Annotated in this window: 13 protein-coding genes and 3 tRNA genes; 6 read left to right on the top strand and 10 right to left on the bottom strand. The window is 38.6% G+C overall.

Translation table 11 applies throughout. From position 1 onward, the window contains the following. Window positions 1–5 precede the first annotated feature (5 nt). The 3 genes from ACS125_RS17215 to ACS125_RS17205 all read right to left on the bottom strand — a co-directional run bounded on the left by ACS125_RS17215 (window position 6) and on the right by ACS125_RS17205 (window position 4,244). Window positions 6–590: an anthranilate synthase component II gene (locus ACS125_RS17215; RefSeq protein WP_003650566.1), complete on the bottom strand. Its 585-nt coding sequence runs from the start codon at window positions 588–590 to the stop codon at window positions 6–8. Window positions 591–885: 295 nt separating this feature from the next. Next, window positions 886–2,688: an aminopeptidase P family protein gene (locus ACS125_RS17210; RefSeq protein ID WP_443273532.1), complete on the bottom strand. Its 1,803-nt coding sequence runs from the start codon at window positions 2,686–2,688 to the stop codon at window positions 886–888. Next, on the bottom strand, window positions 2,685–4,244 hold the full coding sequence (locus ACS125_RS17205; RefSeq protein WP_174765678.1) for a peptide MFS transporter: 1,560 nt from the start codon (window positions 4,242–4,244) through the stop codon (window positions 2,685–2,687). Before ACS125_RS17205 ends, ACS125_RS17210 begins: the two co-directional genes overlap by 4 nt. A gap of 731 nt (window positions 4,245–4,975) precedes the next feature. On the opposite strand from ACS125_RS17205, the gene glnA reads away from it, so the two are divergent. From glnA to ACS125_RS17180, 5 genes are all read left to right on the top strand, one after another. Beyond that, complete coding sequence (gene glnA / locus ACS125_RS17200; RefSeq protein WP_171056845.1) at window positions 4,976–6,391, top strand: type I glutamate--ammonia ligase; 1,416 nt, start codon at window positions 4,976–4,978, stop codon at window positions 6,389–6,391. 125 nt (window positions 6,392–6,516) lie between these two features. Beyond that, window positions 6,517–7,026, top strand: coding sequence for a chorismate--pyruvate lyase family protein (locus ACS125_RS17195; RefSeq protein WP_004790961.1), 510 nt, complete (start codon window positions 6,517–6,519; stop codon window positions 7,024–7,026). Beyond that, complete coding sequence (gene ubiA, locus ACS125_RS17190) at window positions 7,023–7,901, top strand: 4-hydroxybenzoate octaprenyltransferase (RefSeq protein WP_004790963.1); 879 nt, start codon at window positions 7,023–7,025, stop codon at window positions 7,899–7,901. Before ACS125_RS17195 ends, ubiA begins: the two co-directional genes overlap by 4 nt. A 111-nt stretch (window positions 7,902–8,012) precedes the next feature. Then, a complete protein-coding gene (locus ACS125_RS17185; protein ID WP_443273528.1) occupies window positions 8,013–9,458 on the top strand; it encodes a lipase family protein in 1,446 nt (481 codons plus the stop codon). A gap of 114 nt (window positions 9,459–9,572) precedes the next feature. Beyond that, window positions 9,573–9,773 carry a hypothetical protein gene (locus ACS125_RS17180; protein ID WP_151766924.1) on the top strand — a complete coding sequence of 67 codons (201 nt, stop codon included), beginning with the start codon at window positions 9,573–9,575 and terminating at the stop codon, window positions 9,771–9,773. 11 nt (window positions 9,774–9,784) lie between these two features. On the opposite strand, the gene ACS125_RS17175 is transcribed toward ACS125_RS17180, so the two are convergent. From ACS125_RS17175 to ACS125_RS17150, 6 genes are all read right to left on the bottom strand, one after another. Next, the gene (locus ACS125_RS17175) at window positions 9,785–10,228 is read right to left on the bottom strand and encodes a DUF2726 domain-containing protein (RefSeq protein ID WP_443273526.1); all 444 of its coding nucleotides are present in this window, start codon (window positions 10,226–10,228) and stop codon (window positions 9,785–9,787) included. Window positions 10,229–10,284: 56 nt separating this feature from the next. Next, window positions 10,285–10,360: transfer RNA gene (locus tag ACS125_RS17170), tRNA-Asn, on the bottom strand. Window positions 10,361–10,541: 181 nt separating this feature from the next. After that, window positions 10,542–10,617 (bottom strand) — tRNA-Asn (locus ACS125_RS17165). Between the two features lie 8 nt (window positions 10,618–10,625). Beyond that, window positions 10,626–10,701 (bottom strand) — tRNA-Asn (locus ACS125_RS17160). Between the two features lie 145 nt (window positions 10,702–10,846). Next, window positions 10,847–11,473: a superoxide dismutase gene (locus ACS125_RS17155; protein WP_263030843.1), complete on the bottom strand. Its 627-nt coding sequence runs from the start codon at window positions 11,471–11,473 to the stop codon at window positions 10,847–10,849. A gap of 147 nt (window positions 11,474–11,620) precedes the next feature. Then, on the bottom strand, window positions 11,621–12,379 hold the full coding sequence (locus ACS125_RS17150) for a Nif3-like dinuclear metal center hexameric protein (RefSeq protein ID WP_151827038.1): 759 nt from the start codon (window positions 12,377–12,379) through the stop codon (window positions 11,621–11,623). 194 nt (window positions 12,380–12,573) lie between these two features. Between ACS125_RS17150 and ACS125_RS17145 the strand changes: the two genes are divergently transcribed. Continuing rightward, the gene (locus tag ACS125_RS17145) at window positions 12,574–13,749 is read left to right on the top strand and encodes a S1C family serine protease (protein ID WP_013197197.1); all 1,176 of its coding nucleotides are present in this window, start codon (window positions 12,574–12,576) and stop codon (window positions 13,747–13,749) included. A 42-nt stretch (window positions 13,750–13,791) separates the two neighbouring features. Here ACS125_RS17145 and ACS125_RS17140 read toward each other — a convergent pair whose 3' ends face one another. After that, window positions 13,792–15,030 (bottom strand): multifunctional CCA addition/repair protein, encoded by a 1,239-nt coding sequence (locus ACS125_RS17140; protein ID WP_443273523.1) that lies wholly within the window; start codon window positions 15,028–15,030, stop codon window positions 13,792–13,794. Window positions 15,031–15,076 lie beyond the last annotated feature (46 nt).

The raw sequence follows: 15,076 nt of genomic DNA, 5'->3' as shown, positions 1-15,076 counted from the left end.
ATCACTTATGCATAAATATCTAAAAAGTTTTTAAAGATTTGATGACCATGTTGGCTCAAGATTGATTCTGGATGGAACTGCACACCTTCAACAGGCAATGTCTTATGTTTAACACCCATGATTTCTTCCATTGAGCCATCTGCTTCATTGGTCCAGCACGTTACTTCAAGGCAATCAGGCAGTGTTTGCTGATCAATGACCAATGAGTGATAACGGGTTGCTGAGAATGGGCTAGGGAGATTACTGAAAATACCTTTATTGCTATGGTACATATCAGATAAACGTCCGTGCATCACCGTTTTGGCTCTTACAATGTTTCCGCCAAAAGCTTGCCCAATACTTTGATGCCCTAAACACACGCCAAGCAAAGGAATTTTTCCGGCAAAGTGGTTAATTGCCGGAATTGAAATACCTGCTTCACTTGGAGAGCATGGGCCAGGACCAATAACCAGATATTTAGGTTGCCATCGTTCAATATCCTCTAATGTGACTTGATCATTGCGAACAACTTTTACTTCCTGATCCAACTCGCCAAAGTACTGGACGATGTTGTAGGTAAAAGAGTCGTAATTGTCGATCATTAGAAGCATGATGAACTTAACCTCATGATAGTTAATATATATTTAATAAGTGACTAGAGATTTACTCACAATATTGCTCACTTTTTAAAAAGTACCTTTATTTGATCAAATAAAAAGCCGCTTTCTAAGCGGCTAATATAACAAAAAAAGAAGTAACCAGTTTAACTATTTCATTCGTTAGAAATTTGCAGAAAAAACGACTTTGAGAAGTGAAACTTTTTGAGATGATAAATAACTACAACTCGGGCAGAATAAGCTTTTCATTGGAAATAGAAAATTATTCTGCCTGAGTTAAAAAAGAAGATTAAATCGCTCTAGTGTTGTAAATCAGCCAGTCTAAAACTTCTCCAGACAAATGTTCAGCAAGTCTTTCTTGGACTGTTTGATGGTAATGATTTAGCCAGTCTTTCTCTTCATTAGTTAGCATATCAACTACGATACAGTCTAAATGAATCGGGCAAAGGGTCAGCGTTTCAAACTCCAAGAATTCACCGTAAGTTTTTTCAAACCCAGAGTGGAGCTGGTTTGCAACTAGATTTTCAATACGAATACCATATTGTCCCTCATGGTATAAGCCCGGCTCGTTAGAAATAATCATTCCTTCACGCAACTTACTATAAGCATGTATAGGCGCATAATAAGAAAGCACTTGTGGACCTTCATGTACGTTAAGCGCAAAGCCTACGCCGTGGCCTGTTCCATGTCGATAATCTAAACCATGTTGCCATAAAGTATTACGACAAATTGAATCGAGTAGAGGAGCTGCTAAACCTTCTGGATAAATCGTTTTTGCCAAAGCAATGTGACATTTTAAAACCAAGGTGTAGTCACGTTTTTGTTGCCCTGTTGGCGTGCCTACAGGAACAACACGAGTAATATCGGTTGTTCCATCTACATATTGACCACCTGAGTCAATCAGCAATAGACCATCGCCTTCGATAAATGAATAGTGCTCTTCAGTTGCACGGTAGTGGGGTAGAGCACCATTAGCGTTAAAGCCAGCAATCGTTGAAAAACTTGGCCCTATAAATCCATCTTGCTGAGCACGGAAAGCTGTAATCTTTTCATCAATAGTGAGTTCTGAAATACTTTCACCTTGATGAAGCGTTTTTTCTAACCAGTGGAAAAAGTGGCAAAGCGCGACTCCGTCTTTAACCATTGCATGACGGATATGAGCAATTTCGCTTTCATGTTTACGCGATTTAAAAAGCGTACTCGGGTTGATGTCATATACAACCCGAATATCTTTTGCGATTGCTTGTTCATGAAAAATCGAGACTTTGGCTGGATCTAAAAGTACTGAAGCATCAGAGATATTCGATAAAAACTTAGCTGTATCTTGGTAGTTACGAATTTCAATACCATCGGTTGCCAAAGCTTGTTGAATGCTTACATCAACTTTTTCAGCATCAATAAAAAGAACAGTTTGTTTTGCACTGACATATAAATGTGAAAGAAACACAGGGTTATATTCTACATCTTGCCCACGTGCATTTAAGACCCAGGCAATATCGTCTAAAGATGAAATGAAATGACCCGCAATATTCTTGCTAACTAATGTCTCACGAATAGCCTGGATTTTTTCTTTACGAGATAGGGCATTTAACCCTTCAGGCATGAGATGGATTTTCTTTGATGGAAGTTCTGGGCGGTTTAACCAAATCTCTCCGACTAAATCTTGCTGGGTTTCGAGTTTATAATTATTAACTCGTGCAGTATGTTCGAGTGCCTTAAATTGTTGAATTGATAAGGTATGTCCATTTACCACAAGGACTGATTCTGGTTGTAGATTCTTTTCAATCCAAGCGAGATGTGTTGAAGATTCTTCACTTGTTAATTTTTGAAGATCAAAGCCAGTTCCAATAAGTTGTTGCTCGGCTTGTACCCAATAGCGGCCATCAGCCCAGAGTCCTGCAAAGTTTTTGGTCACGACGAGCGTACCAACCGAACCACTAAAACCACTTAACCACTGCCTTGCTTTCCAGTAGTCTGGTAAATATTCTGACATATGCGGATCGGCACTCATCACAATCAAAGCATCAACATGCTGATTGCGCATGAGTTCACGAAGTTTCTCAAGTTTTTCTGGAACAGTTAAAACGCTCATATAGTTTCCAACTCAGGTTGAACTTTACTGGTACTTTTGTTCATTAATCTATTAATAGGTTTCTTTAATAAAAATAACACGATTGCGCCAATCACTAACGCTAAAACACATCGCATAAATAGGGTAGGTAAATGATTAATACCATCTGCCGATACGTGCCCGCCAATTAAGCCAGCGATAAGATTACCCAAAGCTGAACCTGTAAACCATAGGCCCATAATTTGACTACGGATAACATCAGGTGCAAGTTTAGTCATGGTAGATAGACCAATCGGGCTTAAGCAAAGTTCTCCGATAGTAAGTAGAAATAAAGTACCTACTAACCAAAATGGTGAAACTAATCCACCCGCAATAGCAAAACTGCTTGCAAGTGACATCAATAAGAAACCACCTGCTGCCAGTAAAAGCGCAATAATAAATTTGCTGATATAACTTGGGTCTTTATTTGCCTTACCTAGTCTAGCCCAAAGCCAAGCTGCAACTGGAGCAAAAACAATAATAAACAGAGCATTGATTGATTCAAACCATACAGTTGGAATCTCAAATCCGAAAACAATACGGTCTGTGTAATCTTGCGCAAATAAAGTAAAAGTTGTGGGCTTTTGTTCAAAAGCTGACCAAAATAAGGCAGATGCTGCTAATAAAACAAAGCAAATAATAATTTTGAATTTATCATGCTGCTCTAAATTCAGGAAAAATAGTAAATATGCAAAGTAAGCAATAATACCAACGCCGATTCCTACGGTTAAGTAGGTTGCTACAGCGACTGGATTGATGTGAATGACACCAAAGAAGGTAAGAGCAATAACAACTGCAACAGATAGCAAAAAGGAGAAAGCAATTTTTGGCGCATTTTTATTTTCAACAATTGGTTTATTCCAATTGTCAGTTTGCTGACGCAATTGATTGAAGGACTGTAATTGAGGAATGGCTAATGCTCGGAAAATGAGTAATGCAATCAACATTCCAAGGCCGCCGATTCCAAAACCTAAGTGCCAGTTATGATCACGTGCAAATAGACCTGTAAGAAGGGGAGCAATAAAGGAACCTATATTAATTCCCATATAAAAAATGGAGAAGCCGGCATCTCGTCTACTATCCTGAGCTTTATATAATGTTCCGACAATCACTGAAATACAGGTTTTAAATAAACCTGAGCCAAGAACAATAAGGACTAAACCGAAATAAAAAAAGAACTGATCAAAGATGGGGGTAAGCGCAATTGATAAATGACCTAATGCAATAATGAGAGAGCCATACCAGACAGATCGTGCTTGACCTAACCAGTTATCGGCAATCCAACCACCTAAAACGGTCATTAAATACATAGAGCCTGCAAATAATCCAACAATTGCGGCGGCGGTAGGACGGTCAAGACCTAAACCACCATCATTGACCATCGCAACCATATAAAGAACGAGTAAGGGTCGAATTCCATAGTAAGAAAAGCGTTCCCACAGTTCTGTAAAAAATAAAGTTTTTAAGGGTTTTGGATGGCCGAAAAAAGCTGTGTCAGATTGTTCGAGTTCATGCTTCATTTCAAATCCTTTGAACATATTTGTAGTTTAATAAGCCAAACTTTTAGTTTGTTTAGTTATAAAAAAAAGTTATGTTTTATTTTTTAGATTTTTTTAAATTGAAAAGCAAGTTGGTCATGTATAAAAAAGGTATATAACAAATGGTAAAAAATCCCTTTAGTTTCTTACTGCACCAAAGCTGATCAAAACTTACTTCCCGGCAGAGAACTTGATAAGCCAAAGAAAATGAATTTTATAAAACTTTAGTTGTTATTGAGGTAAGGGGATGATTCGATTGCTGACTTTTTTAAATTTTTGAGAACTATTCTTTGAAGTGATATTTGCGTTAGAGCTTTTGGCAAAGGCATGGATAGATATAGAAGGCTCAGTTAAAAATTAAAGTTGTATAAGTCATCGTTTATTATTTTCATTCTTTGTAATAAGAAAGTCAGCTTTCTATATGAGAAAGTATTATGATCATGAAGGACTGTTAGATATTGATGCGGTGATTCATATTGGCGCAACAATTTTGCACTAAATTAGGGCGATTGCGAGCTATTCTTGTATGCCATAATTTGAAAATGTCTGAATATGGTGCATTTAACTATGCAAACAGTATAATGGGTTCAAGACAAGGGGCCTAAATCATGGATAGTTATAAGCAATTCAATGTTTTAGGTAAGTCTTATAAAGTTGGTATGAGAATTGCTATATAAATACCAGCAATTAACACGCACTTAACAAGTGCAACAAAATTTCATTGGAGCAAAATGAGCATGGCGAACAAGGTCCTTCAACTCATACAAGAAAGTGGCGCAAAATGGGTCGATTTTCGCTTTACTGATACTAAGGGTAAAGAACAGCACGTAACTTACCCAGCTGATTCTATTGATGAAGATACTTTTGAAGACGGTAAAATGTTTGATGGTTCTTCAATCGCTGGTTGGAAAGGCATTGAAGCATCTGACATGATTTTACGTCCAGATGCAGAAACTGGTTTCATCGACCCGTTCTTTGCTGAACCAACTGTAGTTGTGACTTGTGACGTTATTGAACCTTCAACTGGTCAAGGTTATGAGCGTGACCCACGTTCGATTGCTCGCCGTGCAGAAGAATACTTAAAATCTACAGGTATCGGTGATACTGCATTCTTTGGTCCAGAACCAGAATTCTTTGTATTTGACGAAGTGAAGTGGGACATCGATATGTCTGGCGCTCGTCATACATTAATCGCTGAAGAAGCTGCTTGGTCTACTGGTAAAGATTACGAGTCTGGTAACTCTGGTCACCGTCCACGTGTTAAAGGCGGTTACTTCCCAGTTCCTCCAGTAGATTCTTCACAAGATATGCGTGCAGAAATGTGTGCAAAAATCGAAGACATCATGGGCCCAGGTCGTGTAGAAGTACATCACCACGAAGTTGCTTCTTGCCAGTTAGAAATTGGTGTGAGCTTCAATACACTTGTACGTAAAGCTGACGAAGTTCAACAGTTCAAATATGCTGTTTGGAACGTTGCTCACCAATATGCAAAAACTGCAACCTTTATGCCTAAACCAATGGTAGGTGATAACGGTTCTGGTATGCACGTTCACATGTCTATCTCTAAAGATGGCAAGAACTTGTTTGCTGGTGATGAATATGCAGGCCTTTCAGAAATGGCATTGTACTTCATCGGTGGTGTTATCAAGCACGCTCGTGCATTGAATGCAATCACAAACCCATCTACAAACTCATACAAGCGTTTGGTTCCTCACTTCGAAGCGCCAATCATGCTTGCTTACTCAGCACGTAACCGTTCTGCGTCTATCCGTATTCCATACGTTTCTAGCCCTAAAGGTAAGCGTATCGAAGCTCGTTTCCCAGACCCAATGATGAACCCGTACTTAGGTTTCGCTGCATTGTTAATGGCTGGTATCGACGGTATCCAAAACAAGATCCATCCGGGCGAAGCTGCTGATAAGAACTTGTACGATCTTCCTCCAGAAGAAGAAGCAAAAATCCCAACAGTTGCTCATAGCTTAGATATGGCTCTTGAAGCACTTCAAGCAGATCACGAATTCTTGTTAAAAGGCGGCGTGTTCACTAAAGAAATGCTTGATGCATACATCGAACTTAAAACTGAAGATGTACGTCGTCTTAACACGACTACTCACCCAGTTGAATTCGATATGTACTACAGCTTGTAATACGTATTTCGTAAAAAAGCCTGCTTATGCAGGCTTTTTTATTGCTTGGAATGTTGATTGAATTCTCTACGTTTTTTATCAAAAATTTGGGGTAAACTAGGTGCGAGTTTTCATGTGAGCAGATTATGCGTAAACGACAACCAGTACTTAAACAGGAAAAGACTTTAAATCCTGAATTGAAAACATGGTTGTATGCGTCTGGTTCACTGACCCAACAATTGACTGAACTTGGCGGTGGCCAGTTTAGTGTAAAGCCTTTTCAAGAACATTTTCAGCGTTTAACTTTTGCAGATAGTCAGTGGATGAAGATGTCTCATGCTCACACTTCGTGGGTAAGGGAAACCTATTTATATGGCTGTGAAGCAGAGCCATGGGTGAAAGCAAAAAGTATTTTTCCAATTCAAAGTTTACAAAAAAAAGCGCGTATATTTCAGCACATTGGTTCTAAGCCAATTGGCTTTTTTCTATTTCAAAGAACAACACCACTTTGTGACCGTCGTGTCATTCGTTTGCCAGAAGGTTGGACAAGACAAAGTTGCTATACTTGGCATGGGTGTAAATTTATTGTTCAAGAAACATTCTTACCGGCTTTTGAAGCTTTTTTAAATCAGCAGCACGACAAGGAATTACTATGACGACTGCAACAAGCACAACATGGCGTCAGCGCTTAGAGGCTTATTATTATCTATGTCGATTTGATAAGCCAATTGGTACTGAACTGGTGTTCTGGCCAACCATGTGGGCGCTTTGGATTGCATCAAAAGGAATACCTGATTTAGGTATTTTATTTGTCATGATTTTAGGCGTGATTTTTATGCGTGCTGCGGGGTGTGCGATTAATGACTTTGCTGATCGTAAAGTAGATGCTCATGTTGAACGTACTAAAACGCGTCCGCTCGCAACTGGAATTATTCGTGCAAGAGAAGCAGTATATGTGTTCTTAGTACTCGTTTTAGCAAGCGCATGTTTATTGTTCTTTTTACCCATTGAAACCTTTTACTGGTCATTTGGGGCATTATTCTTAGCGTTCATTTATCCATTTATGAAGCGCTATACCAACTTACCACAGGTCTTTTTGGGTGCGGCATTTTCATGGTCAATTCCAATGGCTTTTACTGCGGTAGGTAAAACTCCAGATTTGACTTGCTGGCTACTTTATTTTGGTAATCTGGCTTGGACAGTGGCTTATGACACTCAATATGCAATTACAGACCGTGAATATGATTTAAAGATTGGCGTCAAATCTACTGCTATTCTTTTTGGTCGATATGACATTCAGATTATTGCACTCTTACAGGCAACTAGCCTTGTTTTGATTGGGGCTGCACTGTATTTAGAAAATATCTTATTTCCATGGGCGATCATTGCTTTAATTGTTGTTGCATTCGATTTTATATATCAAACAATTAAAACCAAAGACCGCAACCCTCAAGTATGTTTTTGGGCATTCCGTCACAATCGCTGGGTTGGATTAATCATTTTTCTAGGAATATTTTTAAATTTCATATAGTAAAAATGACCGCAAGGTTGAAAAGTGTTCTATGCAGAGCACTTTTTTTATGTCTTAATATTCGTGCATAAAAAATATGCGGAATAAATAATACATAAAAAAGGATATTCTATGAAACGGTCAAAAATTGCTTTAGCTATAACATTATCGGTTTCAACATTATTTCTTGCAGCATGTAATGACAATGATGATGACTATGTTGGCGTAAACCCTGATAAAACCTATCTGTCTGAAAGTAATTACGCTATAGATCAAGTTGATAATGCTTCAACGATTAAAGTAATGACTTATAACATGGCAAATGTTCAAGGAAAAACAGCAACTGCCACAGCAATGGTATTGTTCCCCAAAGCCACACAACCGAAAGATGGTTATCGCGTGGTCGTGTGGGAGCATGGAACTGTTGGGGTGGGTGATGGTTGTGCGCCAAGTAAGAATACAATTAATCCACGATTTAAAATCCTAGCTGAGACTTTATTGGCGGCTGGTTATGTGATTGTGGCGCCAGATTATGAGGGTTTAGGTACCCCAGGAGTACATCCGTACTTAAACTTATCTAGCGAAGCAAAATCAGCGCTTGCGGCAGTAAAAGCAGTAAAAGAGCATTATGGTGCCCAGTTAAAAGGTGATTGGATGTCGATTGGTCAGTCACAAGGTGGACATGCATCTTTAGGTACGGCCGAATTTGCCAATACGGATGCAAGTTATAAAGGAGCTGTAGCTGGTGCACCAGCTTCAAGCTTAGGAACAATTATTCAAATTTATATTGATCCTCAATTTAATCTTGATGCAAATGGAAAACCTAAACAAGTAAATAAATTGGATGAGAACTTACTACAAGTTCGTTATGCAGTGGCCAATAAGTTGATTACAGAAGCTGAAGGTCAGGTGATGATTGACCAAATTGCAGATGGTTATGCCGAATTATTAGCATATGCAGCATTCGCAAGTGCAGGAATTAAAGCACAGCAACCAAATTATGATATGAAGTCAATCTTTACATCAGGAGCGGCTGACGTTGCAGAATTGGCTTATGGACGTACAGGTGATGATGGGGCTTGTTTAAGTTATCCTACACCTGATAGTGCAAATGGCTTGCAAGAGAAATTTAAAGCAGGAATTTTAACTTTCTTGGCTGATCCTACTCATCAAATTGCACAGTACGGTATTGATCTGAATAAATTCAAGACAGATCAAGTTGTTCAAAACTTTTTGACAGCAACCCAACCTGCGACGAATGCTACAGTCGAGAAAATCATTAAAACGCCTGTATTTATTATTCAAGGTGAAAAAGATCAAGCTGTGTTGCCTGTGGTAACACAAGGCTTATTCACGAATATGAAAGCGAATGCTTTGAAATTTTTCCCTCAAGCAGCCTATGATAAAGGCTATAAGCTAACCATTGTACCTAATGCGACCCATACACAAGCAATCATATGTCAAAATGCGAATGCTGTAGATTTTATTCAAGCCAATATGTCAGCTGGTACGGGTATTGTACTAACAGATGCTCAGAAGGATGCTAGCCAAAGTCCTCACTGTACCGGTAAATTCTAAGATTTAATTATCTAATTAAAAAATTAGCTTTAAAAAAAGAGCCACTTTATAGCGGCTCTTTTTGTTATATTGTTACGTGGTCTGAAATTGATACTATTTGAGTTTAAAGCATTTATGAGCCAGCAACCTGTTGAAAAAAAATCTGTTCCTTGGTTATTAATGGGATTAGGTTTACTTATTCCTTTTTTAATTATTGGAATACTTTTCTTGGCTGCAAAAAGTGATGCTAAGACTAAAAAGCAATATGAACAGCAACGTTTAGAGATGGAAAAAAGAATAGCTGAAAAAGAAGCAGCAAGTTCTGAAAAGAAATAATAGCAGTGCTTTTAATGAATATCCTTTTGTAGCTGACGTACACTTGGGATGTTTGTATAACGTTTTACTATATAACCTGCTTCTGTGAGCATTTGATCGCGAATACGGTCTTCTTCTGCTTTTTCAAGATGGGTAGGATCATCTAACTCAATAATGGCAATTACTTCCATCTTGTCGTTAAGCACAACGAAGTCAGTAACTTTACGGTTGAACTGACTACGAATTTTATAGTCATTGCTGGTAATCAAAGCACTAAAAGCCACTTGTGCTAAAACATGATGACTTGGAAAACTTTGTTTTAAACGAATAAACATTTGAGTTTCAAAGTTCGTAATGACAGGACGAGCAAAGAATTTTTGTTTTGGAAATAAATAAGGACGTAAACAAACAACAAGAAAAAAGCAGGTACTTATACAACCTAAAACAATAAAAAATAAGTGACTCGATTCGAACATGTGAAGGCATCATACAAATAAAAACCCACTCATGATGAGTGGGTTTTTAAGAATCTTGGCTCTCCAACCTGGGCTCGAACCAGGGACCTGCGGATTAACAGTCCGTCGCTCTACCGACTGAGCTATTGGAGAATCTGGAAAAGGATTTTAGGGAGGAAAGGGGGCTGGGTCAAGTCTTAATAACAGAATTAGTGAGAATATCTAATCGTTTGGTTTAAAAATATTCGAAACATTGATTTTATTAAAAATAATAGAAAATTATTAAATGATTGGATAAGAAAAAGCCCGCAATAGATGCGGGCTTTTAGAATCTTGGCTCTCCCACCTGGGCTCGAACCAGGGACCTGCGGATTAACAGTCCGTCGCTCTACCGACTGAGCTATGGGAGATTAGTAGATGGCTCTCCAACCTGGGCTCGAACCAGGGACCTGCGGATTAACAGTCCGTCGCTCTACCGACTGAGCTATTGGAGAATCTGATGCGCATTTTATGGATGAAATCTAAAAGCGTCAATAAGAATATTAAAGAAAATGAATCGTTTGCTTGATTAATATGCTTTTACGGCACTAAAAATTAAAAAACCACCCAAAAAGGGTGGTTTTTTAGAAAGAAATAAAATTATTTCTCTACGCCCGCTGGTTGGCCTGCAAGTTTTGCATTTGCATAGTCCCAGTTCACTAGGCTTTCTAAGAAAGTTGCGATGTATTTAGGACGTAAATTACGGAAATCGATGTAGTAAGCATGTTCCCATACGTCAATTGTTAATACAGCGATTTGACCATGTGCAAGTGGAGTGTCTGCATTAGAAGTTTTAGTAATAGATAATTTGCCATTTACTTCGTCAGCAACTAACCAAGCCCAACCTGAACCGAATTGAGTTGTTGCAGCAGCAGTAAATTCTTCTGCAAATTTTTCGTAGCTACCAAAAGCTTCTTCAATTTTAGCAGCGATTGCACCAGTAGGCTTACCACCACCATTTGGCTTCATCGAATTCCAGTAGAATGTATGGTTCCAAACTTGAGCAGCGTTGTTGAAAATACCAGCTTTAGATGCATCACCAGCAGTTGCTTTGATGATTTCTTCTAAAGTTTTACCTTCAAGGTCAGTTCCTTTGATTAAGTTGTTTAAGTTAACAACGTAGGTATTGTGGTGTTTATCGTGATGGTATTCTAAAGTTTCTTTACTGATATGTGGCGCTAAATCATCATAGCCATATGGAAGTGCAGGTAAAGTAATGGTTGTCATGTTCCTATTCCTTGCATTTGCTGGGTTATACAATATTAAGTGGCTCTATTGTAAATGATTCTGTTCACAATAGGGCATCGTTTTAAAGAACTATACACAATAAAGATCTAATTAATACGCATAATACAGATTGAAAAAAAGACTTAATTAAATCGGATTATTCAATTCAAAATATTCACTTTCAATAGCGAACTGCTGTGAAATTGCTTGTGCCAATCGCTGAACTCCATAACGTTCAGTTGCATGATGACCACAAGCAAAATAGTGAACACCTAATTCTTTTGCTTCATAGAAGGTTCGTTCACTGACTTCGCCTGAAATATAAGCATCACAATTTTGCATAGCTGCTTTAGCAATAAAATCTTGAGCGCCGCCTGTACAAAAACCTACTTTTTGAATGCTTTGTTTTCCAGCTGGTAAATGAATCACCTTAAAATCAAAACTGTTTTGTAGTTTTGCTTTAAATTCGTCCACAGAAAGTGCTTGCTCTAAATATCCAATATTACCAATTGGATGTTTCTCGGTTAAATCAAGTGGTTCTAAATTCTGTAAATTTAATTTCTCTGCAATGGCTACATTGTTGCCCAAAGTTGGGTGCGCATCTAACGGCAGATGATAAGCGACTAATGAAATATTATTTTGAATGAGTTTTTTAATGCGGTTACCGCGCATTCCTGTAATTGGGTACGGTTCGCCTTTCCAAAAATAACCATGATGTACAAGTAATAGATCCGCATTTTGAGCAATTGCTGCATCAATCGCATCTTCGGAAGCAGTAACCGCACAAACGATACGTTTTACTTCAGTTGAACCTTCAATTTGCAGGCCATTTGGTGCGTAATCTTTAAATTCTGCTGCTTTTAAGGTTTGGTCGCACCACTGAATAATTTCATGCAAATTCGCCATGATATTTCCTGAATTGAGTAGTAAATAATTGCTAAAGCTATAGAAACATATTTTGTTGTGTAACTAAAGCTAGACAAATCTTTTTTGAGTTTTTTGTGTATATCGACATATTTAATTTAAAATGCTTAACTGAAAACTCTTTTTGTTCAATATATTAATTTAATTAAAAACTTCTTTTCGTAGAGGATATAAACGTGCGCCGCACCTTTACATGGTTACCTTGGGTGTTACTTATTATTGTAATTGCCAGTTTTATTGCATGGCAAAAATACCATCAACCAAAACCAACTGTTGCAGTTGATGGGGTACAAATGCCTGCTGAGAAAGTTGAGCCATTGGTTGATACTTCACGAACGGGCGGGGTGGTGTCTTATAGTGCTGCGGTAAAAGTTGCAGCGCCGGCAGTTGTTAATATTTTTACGACCCAGAAAGTTAAACAAAATCATCCATTGTTAAGCGATCCCGTATTCCGCGAATTTTTTGGAAATCAGGTTCCTGAACAACAACAGCAAAATGAAAATAGTTTAGGGTCTGGGGTTATTGTACGTGCTGATGGTTATATTCTTACCAATAATCATGTGATTGCTCAAGCTGATCAAATTGTAGTGGCATTACGTGACGGCCGCCGTGCAGAAGCAACGATTGTTGGAACGGATCCAGATACAGATTTAGCTGTCATTAAAATCGATTTAGATAAATTACCTGTGTTGCCATTTAAGCTCAGCGGCAATGAAGTGGGTGATGTTGTCTTGGCAATTGGTAACCCATTTGGCGTAGGGCAGACGGTAACTCAGGGCATTATTTCTGCCACTGAGCGCTCTGATTTAGGCATTAATACCTATGAGGACTTTATTCAAACCGATGCCGCAATTAATCCAGGTAACTCAGGTGGTGCATTAATTGATGTTGCTGGTAACTTAATTGGGGTAAACACTGCTATTTTCTCTCAGTCAGGTGGTTCTTTAGGTATTGGCTTCGCAATTCCAGCTAAAATTTGCCAACAAGTATTAAACTCGATTTTGAAAGATGGCCGAGTAGTTCGTGGATGGTTAGGCATTAGTTTAGTACCGCCTACACAAGACGATGTATTGGCACCAAAACAACAAATTGGTGTAGTTGTTGCTGATGTATTAAAAAGTGGTCCAGCGGCTTCAGCAGGTATAAAAGTTGGAGATAAGATTGTTCAAGTAAATAATGAACCAATCACTTCGGCATCTCATTTGATTAATTACGTTGCATTACAAGCGCCTAATAGCGAAATTAATGTAGTGGTTGAGCGAGCTGGGAAACAAGAAAACTTTGTGGTAACAGTTGGCGAAAGAAAAAACCAAAATAGTCAATCTCAATATATACCGTTACCTAAACAGTAAAACGAAAAAGCCTCGTAATGAGGCTTTTTTTATTAGCTTAAATTAAGAATGTGTCGGTGTCTGATGTTGATGTTTGAACTCAGTTAAAGCATCAATGCGATATTGAATTAACATTTCGCCAATTTCAGCACCCTTAATGTTGTCTGGTAAATCCTGAACTTTAATAGAGCGAACCACTTGCATTGCATCTAACATATATTGAGCTTGAGGATAGGGGCGATCTTCTAGACCTAGTCTTCCTCTAGCATCACACTCACATGCCTGTACAAAAGCTTCAACTCTCTCAGGACGACGTAGCACATCAAGGCGTTGTAATAGACGCCATACCGTTCCTGGTTTTAAAGACATAATCTGATGACATTTTAAATGCTCTTTACACACCGATAATGCTAACTGTCGAGTTTGTGTCGGAACTTTTAAACGTTCGCATAGTTCGGTAACTGGTTTCACGCCACGCTCTTCATGCATGATATGGCGAGGAAGTTCGTTAACTGGCGTTAATGCTTTACCCAAATCATGTACTAAAACAGCAAATCGAACATCAAGCGAGTAGTTTGACTTACACGCTTGTTGCAAAGACATGAGAGTATGTATGCCGCAGTCTACTTCAGGATGATATTCAGGGCGTTGTGGCACACCAAACAATGCGTCAATTTCAGGGAAAAGATGTTTTAACGCACCGCAATCTCGTAATGTCTGAAAATAAATATCTGCATGATCTTCTAAAAGCGCACGCGAAGTTTCTTTCCATACACGTTCTGGCGTTAATGCATCAAGTTCACCTGATTCAGCCATCGTTTGCATGAGTTGTAAGGTTTCAGGTGCAATATGAAAACCATATGCAGAATATCGAGCTGCAAAGCGTGCGACACGTAAAACACGTAAAGGATCTTCAGCAAAAGCTTCTGAAACATGTCGTAAGGTTTTATTTTCTAAATCACTCTGACCGCCATAAGGGTCATATAATTTGCCATCTTGATCCATTGCTATGGCATTGATGGTTAAATCACGGCGAATTAAATCTTCTTCTAAACTTACTGTGGTATCAGTAAAAAACTGAAAACCGTGATAGCCCTTACCGGATTTTCGCTCAGTACGTGCAAGTGCATATTCTTCTTTCGTTTCAGGATGAAGAAACACAGGAAAATCTTTGCCTACAGGTTGAAAACCTTGGGCGAGCATATGTTCAGGTGTTGCTCCGACCACAACATAATCTTTTTCTTGATAGGGATGCCCAAGTAGAGAATCTCGGACGGCACCGCCTACTAAATACACTTGCATGAAAAAACCTCTATTCTTCAAGCAATCATGCTACAGAATAGAGGTT

This window comes from Acinetobacter sp. PFS20 (assembly GCF_052261015.1).
Classification (GTDB): domain Bacteria; phylum Pseudomonadota; class Gammaproteobacteria; order Pseudomonadales; family Moraxellaceae; genus Acinetobacter.
The sequence above is the reverse complement of the archived record's forward strand: the minus strand, read 5'-3'. Positions and strand labels throughout refer to the sequence as shown.